Origin of the sequence: Paenarthrobacter nitroguajacolicus, from assembly GCF_007786235.1 — a bacterium.
Taxonomy (GTDB): domain Bacteria; phylum Actinomycetota; class Actinomycetes; order Actinomycetales; family Micrococcaceae; genus Arthrobacter; species Arthrobacter nitroguajacolicus_A.
Map to the genome: position 1 here is coordinate 149,105 of NZ_VNFK01000003.1, position 22,552 is coordinate 171,656.

Consider the following 22,552-nt stretch of genomic DNA (forward strand, 5'->3'; position numbering starts at 1 on the left):
AAAGTACACAATGAGGGGACTACGTGCAGATTGATTTTGCGCCATCCAGGCAATCGACACTGGGTGTGGAATGGGAGTTGGCGCTCGTCAATGCACGCACAGGGGAACTGGTATCCGTCGCGAACGACGTCCTGAAAGGCGTAGCGGCAAACCACCCCGACCTCAATGAGGACGATGAGCACCCCCACATCAAACGCGAACTGCTCCTCAACACCGTGGAACTGGTCACCGGAATCTGCGAAACGGTCAAGGACGCCAAAGAGGACCTCAGCCGCTCCCTTGCCGCCGTCCGCGAAGTCACCGACTCCATGGGCGTCGAAGTTTTCTGTGCAGGCAGCCACCCGTTCAGCCCTCCCCTGCTCCAGCCCGTCACGGACAAAGAGCGCTACGCCAAGCTGATAGAGCGGACCCAATGGTGGGGACGCCAAATGGTGATCTACGGGGTTCACGTCCATGTGGGCATCGATCGCCGGGACAAGGTCCTCCCGATCCTTGACGGCTTGGTCAACTATTTCCCGCACTTCCAGGCGCTGTCAGCGTCCAGCCCATTCTGGGCAGGCGAGGAAACCGGCTACGCGTCACAGCGTGCACTGATGTTCCAGCAACTGCCTACTGCCGGACTCCCGTTCCAGTTCGAAACCTGGGAGGCATACGAGTCCTACGTCCAGGACATGTTCACCACAGGTGTCATTGACGCCACGTCCGAAATCCGCTGGGATATCCGGCCTGTTTCCAACCTGGGCACCATCGAGATGCGGATCTGCGACGGCTTGGCCACCCTTGAGGAAGTGGGCGCCATAGCTGCCCTGACCCAGTGCCTGGTGGACGAGTTCTCTTCCATCCTCGACGCCGGCGGCACCATTCCCACCATGCCGCCATGGCATGTGCAGGAGAACAAATGGCGCGCGGCACGCTACGGCATGGAAGCCATCATCATCCTGGATGCCGAAGGCAACGAACAGCTGGTCACTGAACACCTCACGGAAACCGTTGTTCGGCTGGAACCTGTAGCCGCCAAGCTGGGGTGTTCAGAAGAGTTGGCCGATGTCCTCAAGATCATCGAACGCGGGGCCAGCTACCAGCGGCAGCGGCGAGTGGCAGCAGAGCACGACGGCGACCTGCAGGCCGTGGTGATGGACCTTGTGCAGCAGATGCGCAAGGGTCCTGACGCCTAGCCAACCCCTGCGCGCCGGCCCGGGCGAAGCCTAGGCCGGCACTGACACCGTGGTGACGGGCATGGAGGAATCCGGCGCGAAGCCAATGCCGCTGGGACCGATGCCCGCCATGATCAGCTGGGCGCCGAGCGCCGCAACCATGGCGCCGTTGTCCGTGCAAAGATCCAGCGGTGGAACGTGAAGCTTGATTCCGGCAGAAGCACAGCGCTGCCCGGTCAACTCCCGCAGCCGCGAATTCGCTGCCACGCCCCCACCGAGCAGGACGTCCGTGATGCCGTGTTCCTTGCAGGCCAAAACGGCCTTGGAACTGATCACGTCCACCACTGCCTCCTGGAAAGCCGCGGCGATGTCTGCCACGGGCACTTCCTCGCCGCGGGCTTCGAACTGTTCAACGCAGCGCGCCACGGCAGTTTTCAGACCACTGAACGACCAGTCATAGCGGTGCGGACCTTTGTCCTCGGCTGTCCCCATGTATTTGGGTTGCGTGAGGCCCCGCGGGAAGCGAATGGATTTTGGATTGCCCTGGCGAGCCAGTTTGTCGATCGCGGGACCACCCGGATAACCCAAACCCAGGATGCGCGCCACTTTGTCGTAGGCCTCGCCTGCAGCGTCGTCGATGGTGGAGCCCAGCAGTTCGACATCGTCCGTGATGCTTTGGATCCGCAGGATTTCCGTGTGCCCGCCCGAGACCAACAACGCGCCGAGGTTCTCAGGCAACTTTCCAGCACCCAAGCCGGCGGCAGCACCGGCGTCGGGCTTTCCGTCCGGGGTCCGCCTTTCATCCAGCAGGCCAACGCCGACGTGCGCCACCAGATGGTTGATCGCGTAGAGCGGCTTGCCCGTGGCCACAGCCAAGGCCTTTGCAGCGCACACGCCTACCATGAGCGCCCCGGCGAGGCCCGGGCCGGACGTCACGGCGATGGCGTCGATCTCGTCCAAGGTAACCCCGGCCTCGTGCAGCGACTCCTGCAACGTGGGCACGAAAGCGTCCAGGTGTGCCCGTGAAGCGATCTCCGGAATGACGCCGCCAAAACGCACGTGCTCGTCCATGGAGGAGGACACCGTGTTGGTCAGCAAGGCTGTCCCGCGCACTATCCCCACACCGGTCTCGTCACAGGACGACTCGATGCCGAGCACCAGCGGCTGCTGTCGATTGAGGCCGCTCACGCTGGGGCTCCTTCGGAGGGGTGTTGTTCGTTCAAGGTCAGCCTCATGATCAAGGCATCGGTGCCGTCGCGGTAATAGCGGGGGCGGATGTGGATCTGCTCGAAGCCGAAACGCACGTAGAGCTGCTGGGCGCGGGGGTTGTCCGCCCGCACTTCCAGCAACACATCTGCTGCGCGTCGCCGCCGCGCCTCATCGATGAGTTCCGCCAAGACAGCGGAGCCGATGCCCCTGCCTTCGAATTCAGGCACGACGGCGATCGTCTGGACGTCCGCGATGGGCTCGATGCACATCAATCCCGCATAAGCGACGATCTCCCCTGCGGCCTCGGCCACCACGTAACGGCGGGTTTCGGGCTGGGCCAGTTCATCGAAGAACATCTGCAAGGGCCAGGCGTCCACAGGGAACAAACGGCGCTCCAAAGCCTCTACGGCTGGGATGTCGGCTTCGGTCATGTCGCGCAGGGAAACCCCGGCGAGTTCCAGCTTGGGTGACAATTTCACAGTTTCCGTCCCATCACAGTGCACGCTTCCTGGGTCCAGGGACCTGGGCGTCGGATTCCCGCAGGTACAAGGGGGTGGAATCCAGCAGCGCCTGTCCCGACGCAAGACGGGCCAAGGCGAACTGGCCCAAGGAAGCGGCATCCGGTTGGGTGGTGGCGAAATCTTCATTCGCCCTGAGGACGTCGGCGTACAAGCCTGCACCTGCGCCGAACACCGGCAAGTCCGGCAGTTCGGAGGCGAAGCCGACGTGCGGTCCATCCACGAGTTCCGGCAACTGGCCGCCCTTCAGGGTGTATCGCGCCCAGTAGACCTCCTTGCGTCGGGCGTCAGTGGCCACCAGGAACTCGGGGGCGGCGGCGGTGGACTCGGCCACCTCAAGGGCGATGGCATCCAGGCTCATCAGTCCGTACAGCGGCTTGTTCCAGACGAACGCCAACGTGCGGGCAGTTGCGATACCCGAGCGGAGTCCGGTGAACGGACCCGGACCCACTCCGGTGACGATCGCGTCGACGTCCGCTCCAGTGAAACCGGCGCCAGCCAGCAACTTCTCAATGCCCGGGGCAAGGACTTCGGCGTGGCTCCGGGTCTCTTCGGTGGCGAAGGAATCCACCACCCCTTCCATGGCGTCGTCGGAAATCAAAGCCGCGCTGGCAACGGCGGAAGTATCAATGGCCAGGATCAGCATCAATTGCCTCCCTCGTCTGAGGTGTCCGGTTGCCCTGAGGAGTCCGGGAGTTGTGGCACGTCGGCCCAACGTGGACCGAATCCCCGGAACACAATGGTGCGGGGCTCGTCGTCATCATCGGTGTCGAAGTCCAGGACGTCACCTGCCTGGGTCGGTCTCGGCGCGCTTCCGCCACCTACCGACCTGTGCAGTTCCACTTCAAGGCGGCTTTCCGAAAGATGCTCCACCCGGTCCCGCCCCCACTCCACCACGGTGACGGCAGTGTCCATGGTGTTCTCCAGATCGATGTCGTCGATCTCCGCAGCTGAGTCCAGCCTGTACGCATCAACGTGAACCAAGTCCGGACCTCCCGGCCTGGGACCGTCCGGCAGGTTTGGATGAATCCTGACCAGCACAAAGGTAGGCGAGATGATGCCTGCGCGAACGCCAAGACCTTCACCCAGACCTTGGGTAAACGTCGTCTTGCCCGCTCCCAGTTCACCCGTCAGGACCAGAAGGTCCCCCGGTTCAAGCACCTCACCGAGCGCTGCTGCGAGCGCGTGCGTCTGCTCCGCCGTCGTGACCTTCAGCGTGCGCTCCCACAGGGGTTCGCTCACAGCGCTGCCGTTTCGGCGTCGGCGGCAACAGCAGTCTGTGACTCAGGCTTGGCGGGCATTTCGTTGACATAGCTGCGTGGTACGCGCGGGCTGATCCGCGTGACAATTTCATAGTTGTTGGTTCCCGCTGCGGCCGCCCAATCGTCCGCAGTGGGGCCGCCGTCGGCGCCGTCACCGAACATCACGGCTTCAGCTCCCCTAAGTTGCGCGGCAGCTTCCGGTGTCAGTGGTCCCAGGTCAATGACCATTTGGTCCATCGCGATCCTGCCCACAACCGGGTAATTGACGCCATTGACGCGGACCGGACCTCCGGTGCCGATCCGGGGGACGCCATCGGCGTAGCCCAGAGGCACCAGGCCCAGCGTGCTTTCTTCGCTGGTCCGGTAGTTGAGGCCGTAGGAGACGCCCTGGCCCTCGGGAACCTTCTTGCAGTTGGACAGGAGGGTTCGAACGGTCATGGCGGGATGAAGGCCAAGTTCGGCTGAGGTAGCACCTTCGAAGGGCGACAATCCATAAATACCGAGCCCCACACGGACCAGGTCGAAATGTGAGTCCGGGCGTGAGAGGGTGGCCGGAGTGTTGGCGATGTGCCGTACCTCGGTATCCACGCCCGCGTCCTCAGCCATGGCGATTGCCTCGCGGAAGACAGCGAGTTGCTCATCGGTTTCCGGCCGGTGCGGTTCATCGGCCACGGCGAGGTGCGAGAAGATACCCACCACCCGCAAGAGGCCCTGGTCCTGGTAATCCATGGCCTGGCCCAGCAACTGGTCCCAATCGGCAATCGTGCAGCCGTTGCGGCCCAGGCCTGTGTCCACCTTGAGGTGCACGCGAGCGGGCCGTTCCTGCTCGCGGGCCGCCGCAACGACGGCGTCCAGCTCCCAGCCGGAAATTCCGACGTCGATACCGGCGGCGACTGCTGCTTGGAAGTTGCTCTCACGGGTGTGCAACCACGCCAGCAACGGAGCATCAATCCCTGCGGCACGCAAGGCGAGCGCCTCGGAGATGTGCGCGACACCGAGCCAGGCGGCACCGGCGTCGAGGGCTGCACGGGCAACCTGGACAACGCCGTGGCCGTAAGCGTCCGCCTTCACCACGGCCATGACCGCCGCTGGGGAGGCCATGCCGACGAATTGACGAACATTGTGCCGCACGGCGTCGAGGTCGATCACGGCGGAGCGTTCCAGCACCGCTGACCTTGCTATGGAGGTCTTGGATCCGATCCCGATATCTGCAGCTGCTTCGTAAGTCACCCTAGAGATTCTAGTAGTGCCGGTGAATTCGGGTTAACTGCGGTGATTCACTGCCCGCTACTGTGCGTCCGACAAATGTGCAATCGTCGCCCTTGCCCGTCGTTGGGCCTCCGCCGGGATGTCCTTCACGATCGGTTCCAGGAAGGCGAAGCGCCGCAACCACTGGCTCGACTGCCGTTCCTTCCGGGCATTCGCCCGCTGCCACCAGTCGGCAATGTCTCCCCATCCAGGTGCGGCAAGCGAGCCGCCAACCTCCTGGACAGCAAGCGAAGCGCAGAGGTTGGCGAACCGCAACCGGTCGCCCAGCCTCCACCCGGCCAGGCATCCCACAATGAAGGCTGCTCCGAAGCAGTCGCCCGCACCAGTGGGGTCGTAGGCGGACACGGGCAGGGAGGGCACCCACTCCTCTTCGCCGGTTTCCGAGTCCACGGCAACGGCACCCTGGGGGCCAAGCGTCACCACCGCCACGGGAACCCGGTCAGCCAACGAATACAGGGCTGCCCAGGGGTCCGCCTTTCCGGTGAACGCCATGGCCTCCGGGGCGTTGGGCAGGAAGGCATGGAAGTTCTCCAGTTGGTCCAGTCGCCGCTCGGACCACTCCCCCGTGGGGTCCCAGCCCACCACGCCAAAGAGCTTGGTGCCTGAGGATTTTGCCGCCAGCATCCACGGCTCCAGTTCCTCCTCCAGCTCTGCCACGGCCGCGAGCGCCTTGGGCGGTTCTCCGATCAGCTCAGAGGAACTGATCGGTGCCGGATGGCCGTGCGTCACCATGGACCTGTCCTGGTTCACACACATGGAGACCGTGACGGGCGAGTGCCATCCCGGAATGGTGCGTGACAACGAAAGGTCCACGTGTTCCTGCGTTTCCAGGATCTGCCAGTTGTAGTCGCCGTACCCGTCGTCACCGAACGTTGCGGCCAGGTTGGTCCTCAAGCCCAAACGTGACGCGGCGATGGCTTGGTTGGCCACGCCGCCGGGGCAACTGCCCATGCCTTCGCTCCACACTTCGGTACCGGGTTCCGGTGAGTGCGGCAGGCCGGTAAAAATGATGTCCTGGAACACCGTTCCGGTCAGGAGAAGGTCACACTGGTGGTCCCCGTCCGAGCGAACGGCGGCAAGGGGATCAAATCGTCGCTGGGGCATGGCGTCCATGCACGGCACACTACGCTGCACCCTCGGGGCTGCATAGACTCGGAGCATGCGGCTCATGATCGCCGGTGGCGGCGGATTCCGGGTTCCCCTTGTCTACCGTGCCTTATGCGCGGGTCCCTTCGCCGGACTGGTGGACCGCGTGGTCCTCTACGACGTCGACGCCCAGCGGCTCAGGGCCATTGACGCGGTGCTTCGGGACATGCCCACGGCGGCGGCTACACGGCCCGACGTCGTCATGTCCACGGACCTTGCTGAGGCCTTGAGTGGCACGGACATGGTCTTCGCGGCCATCCGCCCCGGCGGAACAGCCGGCAGGATCGCCGATGAACGCATTGCCCTTGAACTCGGCCTGTTGGGCCAGGAGACAACGGGCGCCGGCGGAATCTCCTACGCGCTGCGCACCATCCCGCACATGACCAAGCTTGCCGAGGCCATGCGGAAGCATTGCCCGGACGCCTGGCTGATCAATTTCACCAACCCCGCCGGTATGGTCACCGAAGCGCTTCTACCGGTGTTGGGCCGACGCGTGATCGGTATCTGCGACTCCGCGGGCGGCTTGGTCCAGCGTGCGGCCCGCGCTGCCGGGTCGCCGCTTCCCGATGGGACGCTCGACGGCGTGGGCTACTACGGTCTGAACCACCTCGGCTGGCTTTACAGGCTGGCACCCGACGGCCGCGACCTTTTGCCGGAGTTGCTTGCCGATCCCGCGGCGATCGAATCCATGGAAGAGGGCCGGTTGTTCGGCCGTGAGCTGCTCACGAAACTCGGCTGCCTGCCCAACGAATACCTCTACTACTATTACCGGTCCTCGCAGGCCACGGCAGCAATTACCCAGCAGCGGGAAACGCGGGGGGCTTCCATCCACCACCAGCAGAGCTCGTTGTACCCCGGCTTGCTTGAGTCCACGGATGCCTATGCCCTCTGGGATGCCGCCCGCCGGTCCCGGGAGGAAGGGTACCTGGCCGAGGCCCGCACGCACGGCGAGCAACGGGATGAGGAAGACCTCGCCGGAGGTGGCTACGAGCGGGTGGCACTGTCCGTCATGCGTGCCCTCTCGGGCGGTGGGACTGCCCAACTCATCCTTAACGTTCCCAACGCGCCCGTGGTCGCTGTGGGCGACCCTGCCACAGCGGACGTGGCCGTGCCCGGGTTGCCAGCAGACGCCGTCGTCGAAGTTCCCTGCGAGGTAACGCCCGACGGCGCGTTGCCGCTTGCGCAGGAACCGCCCCGCGGGCAGTTCCTCACCCTGATGCGGCACGTCAAGGAGGTGGAGCGATTGACAATCCGCGCTGTTCGAAACGGCGAGCGCGAAGCGGCCGTCCAGGCGTTCGCGTCGCACCCCTTGGTGGGCGCGACCCCGCAGGGAAGGCAGCTGTTGGAAGGATATGAGCAGGCTTTTCCTGAGCTGCGCGGACTGTGGCGCTGAGTCCTAGAGCTTCCGGTACATCACGTGCAGGCCGACGTAGCCGATCTCCGGGTGGTTGAAGGCTTCAGGTACCGTGGCGAGGATCCGGAAACCCATGGACTGCCACAACCACACCGCACGGACGTTGCTTTCCACCACGGCGTTGTACTGCATGGCATAAAACCCTGACGCCTTGGCTGCCTCCAGTGAGTAGGCGCACAAAGCACGGGCGATGCCTTGGCCGGAGTTGTTGGCCCCTACCATGTATCCGGCGTTGGCAACATGGCTTCCACCGCCTGCTTGGTTGGCGTGGAACTCCCCCGTGCCAAGGATCCCGCCCGAGTCCTTGTTTACTGCCACGAAGGTCTGGCCGGGAGCTTCCTTGGTCCATTTGGCCCGCGCTGCTTCCTCGGAGGTGTCGCGGTCCCAGGTGAAGGTCTCACCGGCACGAATCACCGGTTCCAGGATGGACCAGATGCCGGGCCAGTCCTCAGGTGTTGCCGGGCGGATATCAAAAGTCTGTTCTTGGCTCACAGCGGACACGCTAGCAGCCTTGATCACCTGAAGGTCGCGCGCGTTGGTGTGCCAGTGGCAGGAGTAGTGTTTTCTGCAGGGCAAAAGTGAATTTGCTGTGTCTGTCAGGAGGAACGCCGTGCCATCGATCCGACGTGTGGCGTTCCTTTCGTTGCACACCTCCCCCATGGAGCAGCCCGGCGCAGGCGATGCAGGTGGCATGAACGTCTACGTCCGGGCCCTGGCCATGGCCTTGGCTGAGACCGGCGTTGAGGTGGAGATCTTCACGCGTTCCACCAAAGCGGGCCAGCCCGCCGTCGAACATCCGGGCCCCGGAGTCTGCGTCCATAACGTCATGGCGGGCCCACGCCGCAAGCTGCCCAAGGAACAACTGCCCGAACTCCTGCACCACATGGTGGAAGAGATCGACAGGATCCGGCACCAGCAACTCCACGGTCGGTACGATGCCATTCACTCCCACTACTGGGTTTCCGGCGTGGCAGGACTCGAATTGGCCGAACTGTGGGGTGTACCGCTGGTCCACACCATGCACACCATGGCCAAGGTCAAGAACCTCGTGCTGCAGTCCGGCGAGCGCCCGGAACCACGGCGCCGGGAGGAAGGCGAGCAGAGGATCGTGGATGGTGCTTCCCGCCTCGTGGCCAACACCCCTGCCGAGGCAGAGGAACTCGTGTCCCACTACGGCGCCGACCTCGACCGGATCGATGTCGCACCTCCCGGAGTGGACCTGAAAGTCTTCACGCCCTCGTTCCGGAAGAAGTCCCGGGCCAAGGTGGACGTCAGGCCGGACAGCTTCCACATCGTGTTTGCCGGCCGGATCCAGCGGCTCAAGGGACCGCAGGTCTTCGTCAAAGCCGCCGGAATCCTACGGAAGCGCCGGCCGGACATCGATCTTGAGATGACCATCCTGGGATCCCTCAGCGGGGCCAAGGACTTCAACCTCCAGCAGATCATCCATGACTGTGGACTGGACGACGTCGTCACTCACCGCCCACCCGTTGTGGCGCCGGAGCTGGCCGGCTGGTTCCGCTCCGCAGACGTGGTGGTCATGCCCTCGTTCAGCGAATCGTTCGGTCTGGTCGCTTTGGAAGCACAAGCGTGCGGGACGCCAGTGGTCGCCACCAACGTAGGTGGCCTCTCCCGTGCCGTCTCCGATGGCCGCACCGGCATCCTGGTGGACGGACATGACCCCGCTGACTGGGCAGACGCCCTGGAAGATCTCTACGACGACGTCCAGACCCGTGAGGACATGGGCCGGCTGGCAGCAACCCATGCCGAATCCTTTGGGTGGCAGCGGACCGCCGCGATCACCTTGGAGAGCTACCGGGAAGCCGTTGGCGGACTCCTGGTGCCCCGGCGCTGAGCACGTCCAGGGAGTGGTGCCCGCAGGCTGGTAGATTGTCGCGCACAGCGTACGCACGCCACAAGCGTCAGCCCTGGTACGGGAACATCCAGCCGAAGGACAACGATGTCTGAAAACAAGGTCTTGAGCGATCTTGAAATTGCCCGCAACGCCGCCATCCTGCCCATTGAGGTCATCGCCGAACGCGCCGGCATCACTGTGGGCGCCTTAGAGCTGTATGGGCCCCATAAGGCGAAGATCAACCCCGCCAAGCTGGTGATTCCGCCGAACAAGGCACCCGGCAAGGTGGTGCTTGTCTCGGCCATGTCCCCTACCCCTGCGGGCGAGGGGAAATCAACCACGACGGTGGGGCTCGCCGATTCGCTGGCACGGGCAGGACACAAGGTGATGATCGCCCTTCGGGAACCATCCCTGGGCCCGATCCTCGGCATGAAGGGCGGAGCCACGGGGGGAGGTTACTCCCAAGTGCTCCCCATGGACGACATCAACCTGCATTTCACCGGCGATTTCCATGCCGTAACCTCGGCCAACAACGCCCTCATGGCCTTGGTCGACAACCACATTTTCCAGGGCAACCAGTTGGGGATTGATCCGCGCCGGATGACCTTCAAGCGCGTGCTGGACATGAATGACCGCTCACTGAGGGAAGTCATCATCGGCCTCGGAGGCCCCACCCAGGGTGTGCCTCGGCAGGACGGCTTCGACATTACAGTCGCCTCGGAAATCATGGCCGTCTTTTGCCTGGCCACGGATCTTGACGATCTCCGCTCGCGGCTTGGCAGGATCACCTTTGGATACACGCACGATCGCGCGCCTGTCACCGTCGCGGACCTCGGCGTCGAGGGCGCCCTCACCATGCTGCTGAAGGACGCCATCAAGCCGAACCTCGTCCAGACCATCGCCGGAACGCCCGCCTTGGTTCATGGTGGCCCGTTCGCGAACATCGCCCATGGGTGCAACTCGCTGATCGCTACCCGCACCGCGATGCAGCTTGCGGACGTCGTGGTCACCGAAGCCGGTTTCGGCGCTGACCTTGGCGCAGAAAAGTACATGGACATCAAGGCGCGCATCGCGGAGGTGGCACCGTCCGCCGTCGTAGTTGTTGCCACCATCCGCGCCCTCAAGATGCAAGGCGGGGTTCCCAAGGAACAGCTCAGCGAGCCCAACGTGGACGCGGTGGCGGCCGGAGTGGAGAACCTGAAGAGGCACGTCGGCAATGTGGCAAAGTTCGGTATCTCGCCGGTGGTCTCCATCAACAAGTTCGCCACCGACACTCCCGAGGAACTTGAGTGGCTGCTGGCTTGGTGTGCAGCGGAAGGCGTGGAGGCCGCCGTCGCCGATGTTTGGGGACGCGGCGGCGGTGGCGACGGCGGGGATGAGCTCGCTGCCAAGGTGGCAGCTGCGCTGGACGCCCCTTCCGACTTCCACCACCTTTACGCGCTGGACCTCCCGGTGGAGGACAAGATCCGGACGATTGTGCAGGAGATTTACGGGGCCGATGGCGTGGAATTCTCCGTCCCGGCCCTCAAGCGCCTCGCCGAGATCGAGAAGAACGGCTGGACGGACCTTCCCATCTGCATGGCCAAAACGCAGTACTCCTTTACGGATGACGCCTCCAGGCTGGGCGCGCCCAAGGGATTCCGGGTGCACGTCCGCGAGCTGATTCCCAAGACCGGGGCAGGTTTCATTGTTGCCCTGACCGGGGCCGTCATGACCATGCCGGGGCTGCCCAAGGAGCCCGCGGCCATGCGCATGGACGTCGACGCCGACGGCAACCCCACGGGCCTTTTCTAGCTCCCAACGCTCACTCACATCCCACCCCCAAACCCACAACCCTCAGGGAGGAAGTGAGAGAGCGTCCGGACAAACGACAAGCGCCCTCCCACATGAGTGGAAGGGCGCTTGCGGAAACGTTCGGGCTTAGCGCTCGATGTCGCCGCGGATGAAGGCTTCAACCTTGTCGCGGGCGAGGTCGTCGTTGAACTGCTCCGGCGGAGACTTCATGAAGTAGCTGGAAGCGGAGAGCAGCGGGCCGCCGATGCCGCGGTCCAGGCCGATCTTGGCAGCGCGGATGGCGTCGATGATCACACCGGCTGAGTTCGGGGAGTCCCACACTTCGAGCTTGTACTCCAAGGACACCGGGGCATCGCCGAAGTTGCGGCCCTCGAGGCGGACGAAGGCCCACTTGCGGTCATCAAGCCAGGCAACGTAGTCCGACGGTCCAATGTGGACGTCGTCGGCGTGAAGTTCGGCCTCGACGTTGGAGGTGACGGCCTGGGTCTTGGAAATCTTCTTGGACTCCAGGCGGTCGCGCTCCAACATGTTCTTGAAGTCCATGTTGCCGCCGACGTTGAGCTGGTAGGTACGGTCCAGCGTGACGCCACGGTCTTCGAACAGCTTTGCCATCACACGGTGGGTGATGGTGGCGCCGATCTGGCTCTTGATGTCGTCGCCGACGATCGGGACACCGGCTTCGGTGAACTTGTCAGCCCATTCCTTGGTGCCGGCAATGAAGACAGGCAGGGCGTTGACGAACGCCACGCCGGCGTCGATGGCGCACTGAGCGTAGAACTTGGCAGCCTGGTCCGAACCAACGGGGAGGTAGCACACCATGACATCGGCCTTGGCTTCACGGAGCGCTGCGACGATGTCCACAGCTTCTTCCGGGGCCTCAACGATGGTCTCGCGGTAGTACTTGCCGAGGCCATCCAGGGTGTGGCCGCGCTGGACGGTGACGCCGGTTGCGGGAACGTCGGCGATCTTGATGGTGTTGTTTTCGCTGGCGCCGATGGCGTCGGCCAGGTCCAGTCCAACCTTCTTGCTGTCAACATCGAAAGCAGCAACGAACTGGACGTCGTTGACGTGGTACTGGCCGAACTCGACGTGCATCAGACCCGGGATCGTGGCCTTGGGGTCAGCGTCGCGATAGTACTGAACACCTTGGACCAGCGATGCGGCGCAATTTCCTACGCCGACAATGGCAACACGAATCGGATGTGAAGACACGGAACTCCTTTTGAGAACTAAACCTCAGGTGCCAGGCGCGCCGCTGGCTGAGTCCAGGGCACGACTGATTGGCACGGCGCCAGTTGGCGCACACTTGCATTGTAGCCAACACAGGAGGGGCCGGCTTTGTTCCCGGCCGGCCCCTCCTGTTTTATGTCACAGCTGTGCGGCTATTTTTGTGCCCACAGGTTGATGTCCGATTCGACGGCAAACTCGTCAATGGCCGTCAGTTCGTCCGTGGTGAACTTCAGGTTGTTGATGGCGCTGAGGGTGTCCTCAAGCTGGGCCACACTGGAAGCGCCCACCAGAGCTGACGTCACGGGTGAGCCCTTCGGCTGGTCGCGGAGGATCCAGGCAATGGCCATCTGCGCGAGTGTCTGCCCGCGGCCTTCGGCGATGGCGTTGAGGCCCCGCACGCGGTCCAGCTTGTCATCGGTCAGCGCGGATTCGGAGAGGAACCGTTCCTTGGCTGCGCGCGAATCGGCCGGCACCCCGTTGAGGTAACGGTTGGTGAGCATCCCTTGGGCCAGCGGCGAGAAAGCGATGGAACCGGCACCCACCTGGTCCAGGGCTTCGTAGAGGTTGGGCGAGCCGTTCTCGGTCCACCGGTTCAACATGGAGTAGCTGGGCTGGTGGATGAGCAGTGGCGTGCCGAGTTCCTTCAGGATCCGGGCTGCTTCCAGCGTCTGTTCCGGGGTGTAGGAGGAAATGCCGGCGTAGAGGGCCTTGCCGGACCGAACTGCGTAGTCCAGTGCCCCCATGGTCTCCTCCAGCGGCGTTTCGGGGTCCGGCCGGTGGCTGTAGAAGATGTCCACATAGTCCAAGCCCATACGTTCAAGGGATTGGTCCAGGCTGGAGATCAAATATTTGCGGGATCCCCACTCACCGTACGGGCCGGGCCACATGTAGTAGCCGGCCTTGGTGGAGATGACCAGTTCATCACGGTACGGCTTGAAGTCGTCCTTCAAGTGGCGCCCGAAGTTGGTCTCGGCCGAACCATCCGGCGGACCGTAGTTGTTGGCGAGGTCGAAGTGGGTGACGCCGAGGTCGAACGCACGGCGCAGGATGGCACGCTGTTCGTCGAAACGCTTGTCGTCGCCGAAGTTGTGCCAGAGGCCCAGGGAGATGGCGGGGAGCTTGAGTCCACTGCGTCCGACGCGGCGGTAGGGCATGGTTTCGTAGCGGTTTTCCGCAGCCGAATAAGTCATACGTACCATCCTGCCACTGTGCCAACCGGGGCGACCGCGCCGTCCGCTATGTGGGCGCCGTCACCCCGGCCTGTCGGCAGCTCTAGTTGACGCGAACGACGGCGGCGCTGGCGCCGGGAAGCGTCAGGGTGCCATCCTCCAGGAATGCTTCGTGGTCGGTAGCCAGCACCACGGAGCCGTCCAGGGGTGTCGCGAGTGCTTCGTCCCCGAAGTTGCACACCACCCTCACGCTGCCACTGCCACGGGAAAGCTGCAGCCAGTGTTCGTCGTCGTCGAACTCCACGGACGTCTCGCCGAAGCCCCCTTCCACCAGCTCCGGCATGTTGCGGCGCAGCTGTGCTAAATCCTTGTACAGCTGCAGCAAGCGCGCATGATCTCCATCGGTGACTTCGTCCCACTTGAGCTTGGAGCGCTGGAACGTTTCCGGATCCTGGGGATCAGGAACAACGGCCGGGTCCCACCCCATACGCTCGAACTCCTTGATCCTGCCCTCGGCTGTGGCCTTCCCAAGTTCAGGCTCTGGGTGGGAGGTGAAGAACTGCCACGGGGTCGAAGCACCGAATTCCTCCCCCATGAACAGCATCGGAGTGAAAGGGGACGTCATGGTCAGCACGGCGCCGATGGCCAGTTTCCCGTACGACAACGAAGCCGTGAGCCTGTCACCAATAGCGCGGTTTCCGATTTGGTCGTGGTTTTGCAGACAAACCACCAGCGCCGATGGATGGGCCAGGTCATGCCGGATGGGCCTGCCATGGTGCCGCCCGCGGAAACTGGAGTAGCTGCCGTCGTGCAGGAATCCGTGCTCAAGGACCTTCGCCAGGACTGCGAGTGAGTCGAAGTCCGAGTAGTAGCCGGTGGTCTCCCCGCTGAGGTTGACGTGGACGGCATGGTGGAAATCGTCGCTCCATTGGCCTTCCAACCCATAGCCGTTGGCTTGGCGGGGATAAATGAGGCGAGGGTTGTTCAGGTCGGATTCCGCAATCAGGGTTCGGGTAATTCCTGTCTCGGCCTCTATCTGGTCGGCCAAGGCACCAAAGTCCTCAAGAATATGCACAGCCCGTTCGTCGCGCAGCGCATGAACGGCATCGAGTCGAAGCCCGTCCACGTGGTAGTCGCGGAGCCACATCGCAGCGTTCTCCAGGATGTAGCGGCGGACGTCATCGGAGCCGGGGCCGTCGAGGTTCACGGAGTCGCCCCAGGTGTTGCCCTCCCCTGACTTCAGATAAGGACCGAACTTAGGCAAGTAGTTGCCGCTGGGTCCGAGGTGGTTGTAGACGACATCCTGGATGACACCCAAGCCCGCAGCGTGCGCCGCATCAACGAACCGCTGGTAGGCCGCAGGCCCACCGTAGGGCTCGTGGACGGCGTACCAAAGAACGCCATCGTAGCCCCAGTTGTGCACACCGTTGAAGCCATTGACCGGCAGCAGCTCAATGAAATCGATCCCGAGGTCCACCAGGTAGTCGAGCTTCCCGGCAGCAGCATCCAGGGTTCCTTCCGGGGTGAAGGTACCCAAGTGCAGCTCGTAAATGACGGAACCCTTGAGGTTCCGCCCCTTCCAGCCGGCGTCCTTCCATTCATGGACAGAGGGATCGAAGGTTGCGGACAACCCATGGACGCCTTCGGGCTGCCGCCGCGAGCGTGGATCGGGAAAGGGCCCTTCCCCGTCCACGATGTAGCCGTAGGGAACGTTGTCGGTTCCCTGTGCCACGACGTCAGCCGGCGCACGCCACCAACCTGTGGCGGCGCCGTCGTGATGTTGTTCCATGGCGTGTTCGCGACCGTCGGCGAGCAGTCGGACCGAACCTGCGTTCGGCGCCCAAACGTCGAAAAGGTCTTTTCCAGCAGGGTGTTCCAGCATCATGCTCCCCAGTAGGTGTTCAAGAGTGACGGTGTGTGGTTCTGGAATCAGTCGGTGGGTACCAACAGCGCCACCGGGTACTGCTCCAACAACGTGGAAAGGGACACAGGACCGGCACTGTACGTGGTTCCGGTAAGTTCATCCCGGACGCTGGTTGTGAGTTCGATGGTGGTATCCCGCCATCCTCCGTCCCCCGCGAGACGCTTGGGCAGGCGTGTGCCCACAGTCACCGCGCCCGGAGCCTCGGCTCCCCGGTCAAACGCGATCACATGGCCAGCGGCTTCCCCTCGGGCATCCACGGCACGGTAGCCGCCGAACAGCTCAGGGCGGTCCCGCCGAAGCCTGAGCGCCCGGGACACCACCAGAAGCTTGGCAGCTTCCTCGGTGTAAGCAGGCCTGAAGTCCTTGTCCAGTTCAGCGAGGGCCGCCATCCTGGCTTTGAAGTCCACCGGCCTGCGGTTGTCCGGATCCGTGAGCGAACCGTCCCTGAACTCCGTGCCTTGGTAGACGTCCGGGACCCCAGGCATGGTCAGCTGGACCAGTTTCGCGGACAGCGAGTTGGAGGTGCCGTACGGTTCAAGCTCGGCAACGAAGTTCTCCAAGGCGGCAGTTACCTCCGGAACGTCGAAAACGGCGTCGACGGCGGCAGCAAGGTGGCGCTCGAAGTCGAGGTCGGGGTCGGTCCAGTTGGTCGAATTACCTGCTTCACGGGCCGCTTTCAACGCATATGACTGGAGGCGGCCACGATCTGCAGGCCATGCACCAACGATTGACTGCCACACCAATGCGGCCAAGGGACCATCCGGGATAGGTGCGAGCTCCTGGACTGTGCCGAGGAACAGCTCCCACTCGGGGACAGCCTCGGAAATCACGGAGATCCGTGCCCGAGCGTCTTCGCTGCGCTTGGTGTCGTGCGTACTCAGCGTTGTCATCGATAACGGCAGATCAGATTGGCGGCGAACCATCCGCTCGTGGAAATCCTGCGTGGAAAGAGCAAACTCAGTGGGATCTGCCCCCACTTCGGTGAGCGTCCCGAGCCGTGTGTAGCGGAAGAACGCAGTGTCCTCCACGCCCTTGGCCATCACCATGCCGGAGGTCTGCTGGAAACGCCGGGCGAGTTCGCCCTCAGTGTCCAGCAAGTACGGCGTCAGGTCCTCCAGCACCGCCTTGAGGTCTTCGCGGTTCTCCGCCGCGCGGTTGATGGACTCCAGCAGGATCTCCCTGCCATAGGGAAGATACGTCCGGTAGATGGGGAAGCAGGATATGACTTCCGCGATGGCATCGGCCACCATATCCGGAGACAACCGGGCGGCCTCCGGCACAAGCCGCGCCAGGCGGAGGATCTCCGAGCGCAGGATGCCGTCCGCGATGCGGCGTTTGGTCCCGTGGATCATGGCGGCGTAGTCTGCCGGCTCATCCGCATCCCGCAACCTGGCGTCCAGAGAATCGAGGTAATCCTCGGCATTCGGGTCCACGAACAGTCGGTCCACGTCCGCTAGGGCGTCGTAGCCGGTGGTGCCTTCGCAGTCGAAGGTGTCCGGCAATGCCTCTCCCGGTTCCAGGATCTTCTCCACCAGCAGATACGCCCCGCCAGTGGCCTCGCGCAGCCGGGCAAGATAGCCTTCGGGATCTGCCAACCCGTCCGGATGGTCGATCCTGAGGCCGTCCACCAGACCTTCATGGAACCATCGGACTACCTCTTCATGCGCCTCGTCAAAGACCCAGGGGATCTCCACTCGGACGCCGGCCAAGGTACTCACGGCAAAGAAGCGGCGGTAGTTCAGTTCAGCATCCGCCCGGCGCCAGCCCACCAGCTCATAGTGCTGCCGCGCATGGACCTCCTGCGGACTGTCCCCGGCTGTGAAAGTCCCCTCGGCCAGCGGAAGCCGGTGGTCGTAGTAGTGCAGTTCTCCATCCACGATTTCGAGGTGATCCAGGTCGTCATCGCTGCCCAGGATGGGGATACGGATTTTCCCGCCACCGAAGTCCCAGTCGACGTCAAAGGCTTCCGCGTACTTGGACGCGCGTCCCTCCTTCAGGAGCTGCCACCACCAGGCGTTCTGCCCGGGCGAGGCAACGCCCATGTGGTTGGGCACAATGTCTGCCAAGATGCCCAGACCTTGCTCGCGTGCGGCCTTGGCGAGGGCGGCGAGGCCCTCGGGACCGCCGCGTGTGGGATCCACGGAGGAGGGGTCAGTGACGTCATAACCGTGGTCCGAACCCTCCTCTGCGGTGAGGATCGGCGAAACGTAGATCCAGTCGACGCCCAGGGACCGCAGGTAGCCGGTGAGCCCGGCAGCGTCCTGCAGTGTGAAGCTCGGCCGGATCTGGAGCCGGTATGTCGAGACGGGCGTCCTCACGAGTCGGCCTTCTTCGCGGAATCGGACTCATCGTCGGCCGTGGCGTCTCCCTTGTAGTCGAAGGGGAGGGACGTCACCGCAGGTGCCGTGATGGAGGCCGTTTCCGGAGTGCTCGTCTGGGTCAGCGCGGCGAGGGATGCTGCCACCGAATGGTCGGGTTCCACCTCGGGAGTGCTGTGCGCACGAAGGACCACCAAGGACTTGGCACCTACCATGAGGATCTGGTCCGGCTTGACGACACCTGCTTCGGCGCCTTCTCCCGCGGTGTCGATCATGACGTCCCAGGCCGGAGCATATTCATCGGACGGAATCCGGAAGCCAACCTCGTCCTGGTCCGCGTTGAAGTAGAGCAGGAAGTTGACGTCGGTGATGCGTCGTCCCTGGTTGTCGCGGCCGTGGATACCGTCACCGTTCAGGAACACGCCCACAGAGCGGCCCAGCGCCTCGTCCCAGTCCGAGGGACTCATGGTGCTGGCGTCAGCGTCCAACCATACGATGTCCGGGAGCCGCTCGCCTTCCCCACGCAACACCGGGCGTCCGTCAAAGAACCGGCTGCGGCGAAGGCTGGGGTGCTTGGCGCGCAGGGCGCACACGGCGGCGGTGAACTCGATCAGTGGCTGGTCCACGTTCTCCCAGTTGATCCACGTGAGTTCGGAGTCCTGGCAGTAGCCATTGTTGTTGCCGCGCTGCGTCCTGCCCAACTCGTCTCCGTGGAGCAGCATTGGCACGCCCTGGGAGAGGAAAAGGGTGGCGATGAAGTTGCGCTGCTGGCGCGCCCGCAAACCGAGGACGGTGGGATCGTCCGTGGGTCCCTCCTCGCCACAGTTCCACGAGCGGTTGTGGGATTCGCCGTCGTTGTTGTCTTCGCCGTTGGCCTCGTTATGTTTCTCGTTGTAGGAGACGAGGTCTGCCAGGGTGAAGCCATCGTGGGCGGTGACGAAGTTGATGGATGCCACCGGGCGCCGGCCGGAGTGTTCGTAGAGGTCCGCCGACCCGGTCAAGCGGGACGCGAATTCGCCCAGGGTGGACGGTTCCCCACGCCAGAAGTCGCGGACCGTGTCCCGGTACTGGCCATTCCATTCGGTCCACTGCGGCGGGAAGTTCCCCACCTGGTAACCGCCGGGACCAACGTCCCACGGCTCTGCGATCAGCTTTACCTGGGAAACAACCGGGTCCTGTTGGATCAGTTCGAAGAAGGTGGACAGCTTGTCCACGTCGTAGAACTCGCGGGCCAGCGTGGAGGCGAGGTCGAAACGGAACCCGTCCACGTGCATTTCGGTCACCCAGTAACGCAGGGAGTCCATCAACAGCTGGAGGGAGTGGGGGCTGCGGACATTCAGCGAGTTGCCGGTGCCGGTGTAGTCCATGTAGTACTTCTGGTCGTCTTCCACCAGGCGGTAATACGCAGAGTTGTCGATGCCTTTGAAGGACAACGTAGGTCCCAGGTGGTTGCCCTCTGCCGTGTGGTTGTACACGACGTCCAGGATGACTTCGATGCCTGCAGTGTGCAGGGCCCGGACCATGGCTTTGAAGTCCTGGACCTGCTGGCCGGTATCACCCTTGGAGCTGTAGCTGTTGTGCGGCGCGAAGAAGCCAATGGTGTTGTAGCCCCAGTAATTGTTCAACCCCTTGTCCTGCAGGATGCCGTCATTGACGAACTGGTGCACGGGCATGAGCTCAATGGCGGTGATGCCCAGCTTTTGCAGGTGGGAGATGACGGCAGGATGGGCGACGCCGGCATAGGTGCCGCGCTGTTCTTCCGGCACCTCGGGGTGCATCTGGGTCAAGCCCTTGACGTGGGCCTCATAGATCACCGACTTGTGGTACGGAATCCGAAGCAGCTTGTCCCCATCCCAGTCGAAGAATGGGTTGATGACGACGCCCAGCATCATGTGCGGAGCCGAGTCCTCATCATTGCGGGAATCCGGGTCCCCCATGTTGTAGGAGAACAGGGACGGATCCCAATCAATCTGCCGGTGGATCGCCTTGGCGTAGGGGTCCAGCAGCAGTTTGTTGGGGTTGAAGCGCTGACCGGCGTCGGGGTCGTAGTCGCCATGCACACGGTAGCCGTACTTCTGCCCGGGCTGAGCCTGCGGCAGGTAACAGTGCCACACATAGCCGTCAACCTCGGTGACATCCACGCGGACTTCCCCGCCGTCGTCGTCAAAGAGGCACAATTCCACTTTCTCGGCCTTCTCGCTAAACAGCGCGAAGTTGGTGCCGGTGCCGTCAAAGGTGGCACCCAGCGGATAAGCCGATCCAGGCCAGACTTCCATGCGTTCTCCTCTTGGTGATGCGGATAACCTGCTGCAAGCCTACTCATGTCCCCGACATTGACAGTAACCTTATGGTCTTGTTCGGTCGTATTCCGCGTTCAGCGAACCAATGACGCGCGGAACCGCCGCCATGATCGCCGACGCCGTCAGGGGTCCTCCTGCGAAATCGGCGGAAGCCAGGACGCCTGCGCGTCCGTGGACGCTCGCAGCAACGGCGGCCACAGCAGCCCAGCGGTCCTCTGGGTTCAACCCCAGCCGGGCGTACGCGCCGTCGTCCTCCTTGACTGCTTCCGCGCTCTGCGCCACCAACGCCCCGAGGACGCCCGCCAGGACGTCACCGCTGCCTGCGGTGGCCATCCATGCGGTGCCTTCCGACTGACTGAAGACGACGCCCGACGGCGAGGCCACCAGTGTGGTGGCACCCTTCAGGAGGACGGTGGCCCCCGTTTCCCGGGCAGCCTGCCGTACGAAGTGCAGTGGCCGGGACTCAACGTCGTCACGGGTCACGGCCACCTCCCCGGTAGAAGGCAGTGAACCCAGCAGTGTGGCCAGTTCTCCGGCGTGTGGCGTCAGGATCCAGTGCGGAGGGCACCGGTCAGGAAGAAGGCTCAGGGCGCCGGCGTCGGCCACGACGGGCAGATCAGCGGTCAGGGCAGCTGCGGCGGCGGTCCGGGCGCGGTCGACTTGTTCCTCGCCGTCAACTCCGGAGCCCAGCAGCCACGCCTGAACGCGGCCCGGGTCCTCGGATTCCCACAGGGCTTCGGGGGTTGGCGCCAAGACCAGTCCCGCAGCGGATTCCGGACCCACGTACCTCACCATGCCGGTTCCAGCCAAGGCTGCCGCGTGGACGCTCAACACAGCAGCGCCGGCAAAACGCGGGGACCCAGCAACGACGCCAAGAACTCCTCGAGAGTATTTGTGGGCACGTCGGCCGGGTTTGGGTAACACACTGCCTAAATCCAAGGCAGTCATCCGCCGCACCTCAGGGCCTTCGGCGCGCAGGAATTCTTCAATACCAATCGGTACCAGTTCAATACGTCCGGCACAGCCTTCACCGGGGTCCGTCATCAGCCCGGCTTTGATGCCGCCGAACGTCACCGTCATGTCCGCGTCCAGCACCGGCCAATGGACCTCGCCGGTGTTCGCATCCACTCCACTGGGGAGGTCGCACGCCACGACCAGCCGTGGACGCAACTCCTGGAGCGAAGCCACCAGTTCCGCGGAGTCGTCCCGCAAACCACCACGGGCGCCCGTTCCGAGCAGGGCGTCGATAACGACGTCGGCGCCTGCGCACATGACCGCGAGTTCCTCTGCGTTTCCGGGTTCCAAGCGGAAAGTCCGCCCGCCGGCAGCAGTGAAAGCAGCAAGTGCTTCGGGGTGCACGTCAGCCGCGGCGAGAATCGCCGTCGTGCGCATTCCCCGGCGCGCAAGGAGAGCGGCAGCAAAAAGGCCGTCACCGCCGTTGTTTCCCTTGCCGGCAAGGACGGTGACGCCGGCTCCCGCGAGTCGGCGCCTGGCCTTCAGCTCGCGGACCACCACCTGGGCAAGGCCGTACGAAGCCCGTTGCATCAGAACAGCGCCCTCACCGGAGTCCAGGAGCGGCTGTTCCGCATCCCTGATCTGTTGTCCGGTGAAGGCGCTGATCATTGCTTATTAAGTTCGCTTAGCCCTCGGCGAGGACAGTCGCCGTGGCAATGCCGCCGTCGTGGCTCATGGACAGGTGCCAACGCTTGACGCCCTTGCCCTCAGCCACAGCAAGCACCGTTCCCTTGACCTGAACGGTAGGACCATTCTCGTCAAGACCAATCCAGCAGTCCTGCCAGTTCATGCCCGCCGGTGCTCCCAAGACCTTGGCCACGGCTTCCTTGGCTGCAAAACGGGCAGCCAGGGACCGCGTGTTGAGCTCCCGTTCGGCAGGAACAAACAAACGATCCCGCAAGCCAGGCGTTCGCTCCAACTGCCGACCGAACCGCTCGATGTCCACGACGTCTACGCCAATGCCAACAATCATGCG

At 63.6% G+C, this 22,552-nt stretch carries 18 protein-coding genes; 4 read left to right on the forward strand and 14 right to left on the reverse strand.

Going from position 1 to position 22,552, the window contains the following annotated elements; genetic code table 11:
* The first annotated feature begins 23 nt into the window (after window positions 1-23).
* On the forward strand, window positions 24-1,175 hold the full coding sequence (locus tag FQP90_RS04645; RefSeq protein ID WP_144648561.1) for a glutamate--cysteine ligase: 1,152 nt from the start codon (window positions 24-26) through the stop codon (window positions 1,173-1,175).
* Window positions 1,176-1,205: 30 nt separating this feature from the next.
* Here the strand turns inward: FQP90_RS04645 and tsaD are convergent, their stop codons facing one another.
* From tsaD to FQP90_RS04675, 6 genes are read right to left on the reverse strand one after another with little or no spacing between them, the layout of a single operon-like run.
* On the reverse strand, window positions 1,206-2,342 hold the full coding sequence (gene tsaD, locus FQP90_RS04650; protein ID WP_144648562.1) for a tRNA (adenosine(37)-N6)-threonylcarbamoyltransferase complex transferase subunit TsaD: 1,137 nt from the start codon (window positions 2,340-2,342) through the stop codon (window positions 1,206-1,208).
* The gene (rimI, locus tag FQP90_RS04655) at window positions 2,339-2,842 is read right to left on the reverse strand and encodes a ribosomal protein S18-alanine N-acetyltransferase (RefSeq protein ID WP_144648563.1); all 504 of its coding nucleotides are present in this window, start codon (window positions 2,840-2,842) and stop codon (window positions 2,339-2,341) included. Before rimI ends, tsaD begins: the two co-directional genes overlap by 4 nt.
* Before the next feature lie 13 nt (window positions 2,843-2,855).
* Window positions 2,856-3,527: a tRNA (adenosine(37)-N6)-threonylcarbamoyltransferase complex dimerization subunit type 1 TsaB gene (gene tsaB / locus FQP90_RS04660; RefSeq protein ID WP_144648564.1), complete on the reverse strand. Its 672-nt coding sequence runs from the start codon at window positions 3,525-3,527 to the stop codon at window positions 2,856-2,858.
* Window positions 3,527-4,123 (reverse strand): tRNA (adenosine(37)-N6)-threonylcarbamoyltransferase complex ATPase subunit type 1 TsaE, encoded by a 597-nt coding sequence (gene tsaE, locus FQP90_RS04665; protein ID WP_144648565.1) that lies wholly within the window; start codon window positions 4,121-4,123, stop codon window positions 3,527-3,529. The genes tsaB and tsaE overlap by 1 nt, the downstream gene beginning before the upstream one ends.
* The gene (gene alr / locus FQP90_RS04670; protein ID WP_144648566.1) at window positions 4,120-5,373 is read right to left on the reverse strand and encodes an alanine racemase; all 1,254 of its coding nucleotides are present in this window, start codon (window positions 5,371-5,373) and stop codon (window positions 4,120-4,122) included. The genes tsaE and alr overlap by 4 nt, the downstream gene beginning before the upstream one ends.
* Window positions 5,374-5,430: 57 nt before the next feature.
* Window positions 5,431-6,525 (reverse strand): carbohydrate kinase family protein, encoded by a 1,095-nt coding sequence (locus tag FQP90_RS04675; RefSeq protein ID WP_244296492.1) that lies wholly within the window; start codon window positions 6,523-6,525, stop codon window positions 5,431-5,433.
* A gap of 46 nt (window positions 6,526-6,571) precedes the next feature.
* On the opposite strand from FQP90_RS04675, the gene FQP90_RS04680 reads away from it, so the two are divergent.
* The gene (locus FQP90_RS04680; RefSeq protein ID WP_144648568.1) at window positions 6,572-7,951 is read left to right on the forward strand and encodes a 6-phospho-beta-glucosidase; all 1,380 of its coding nucleotides are present in this window, start codon (window positions 6,572-6,574) and stop codon (window positions 7,949-7,951) included.
* Between the two features lie 3 nt (window positions 7,952-7,954).
* Here the strand turns inward: FQP90_RS04680 and FQP90_RS04685 are convergent, their stop codons facing one another.
* Window positions 7,955-8,473 carry a GNAT family N-acetyltransferase gene (locus FQP90_RS04685; protein WP_144648569.1) on the reverse strand — a complete coding sequence of 173 codons (519 nt, stop codon included), beginning with the start codon at window positions 8,471-8,473 and terminating at the stop codon, window positions 7,955-7,957.
* A 109-nt stretch (window positions 8,474-8,582) separates the two neighbouring features.
* Here FQP90_RS04685 and mshA point away from each other — a divergent pair, with 109 nt between their 5' ends.
* Complete coding sequence (gene mshA / locus FQP90_RS04690; RefSeq protein ID WP_144648570.1) at window positions 8,583-9,827, forward strand: D-inositol-3-phosphate glycosyltransferase; 1,245 nt, start codon at window positions 8,583-8,585, stop codon at window positions 9,825-9,827.
* Between the two features lie 105 nt (window positions 9,828-9,932).
* Window positions 9,933-11,621 (forward strand): formate--tetrahydrofolate ligase, encoded by a 1,689-nt coding sequence (locus FQP90_RS04695; protein ID WP_144648571.1) that lies wholly within the window; start codon window positions 9,933-9,935, stop codon window positions 11,619-11,621.
* Window positions 11,622-11,747: 126 nt separating this feature from the next.
* On the opposite strand, the gene FQP90_RS04700 is transcribed toward FQP90_RS04695, so the two are convergent.
* The 7 genes from FQP90_RS04700 to FQP90_RS04730 all read right to left on the reverse strand — a co-directional run bounded on the left by FQP90_RS04700 (window position 11,748) and on the right by FQP90_RS04730 (window position 22,549).
* The gene (locus FQP90_RS04700; protein ID WP_144648572.1) at window positions 11,748-12,833 is read right to left on the reverse strand and encodes an inositol-3-phosphate synthase; all 1,086 of its coding nucleotides are present in this window, start codon (window positions 12,831-12,833) and stop codon (window positions 11,748-11,750) included.
* Window positions 12,834-13,003: 170 nt separating this feature from the next.
* Window positions 13,004-14,041 (reverse strand): L-glyceraldehyde 3-phosphate reductase, encoded by a 1,038-nt coding sequence (gene mgrA, locus FQP90_RS04705; protein WP_144648573.1) that lies wholly within the window; start codon window positions 14,039-14,041, stop codon window positions 13,004-13,006.
* An 82-nt stretch (window positions 14,042-14,123) separates the two neighbouring features.
* A complete protein-coding gene (treZ, locus tag FQP90_RS04710; protein ID WP_144648723.1) occupies window positions 14,124-15,902 on the reverse strand; it encodes a malto-oligosyltrehalose trehalohydrolase in 1,779 nt (592 codons plus the stop codon).
* A gap of 47 nt (window positions 15,903-15,949) precedes the next feature.
* The gene (gene treY, locus FQP90_RS04715) at window positions 15,950-18,262 is read right to left on the reverse strand and encodes a malto-oligosyltrehalose synthase (protein ID WP_144648574.1); all 2,313 of its coding nucleotides are present in this window, start codon (window positions 18,260-18,262) and stop codon (window positions 15,950-15,952) included.
* Window positions 18,259-20,538, reverse strand: a complete 2,280-nt coding sequence (gene glgX, locus FQP90_RS04720; protein ID WP_144648575.1) for a glycogen debranching protein GlgX — start codon at window positions 20,536-20,538, stop codon at window positions 18,259-18,261. Before glgX ends, treY begins: the two co-directional genes overlap by 4 nt.
* Window positions 20,539-20,607: 69 nt before the next feature.
* A complete protein-coding gene (locus tag FQP90_RS04725) occupies window positions 20,608-22,185 on the reverse strand; it encodes an NAD(P)H-hydrate epimerase (RefSeq protein ID WP_208759941.1) in 1,578 nt (525 codons plus the stop codon).
* A gap of 16 nt (window positions 22,186-22,201) precedes the next feature.
* The gene (locus FQP90_RS04730) at window positions 22,202-22,549 is read right to left on the reverse strand and encodes a holo-ACP synthase (RefSeq protein ID WP_144648576.1); all 348 of its coding nucleotides are present in this window, start codon (window positions 22,547-22,549) and stop codon (window positions 22,202-22,204) included.
* Between the last annotated feature and the right edge of the window lie 3 nt (window positions 22,550-22,552).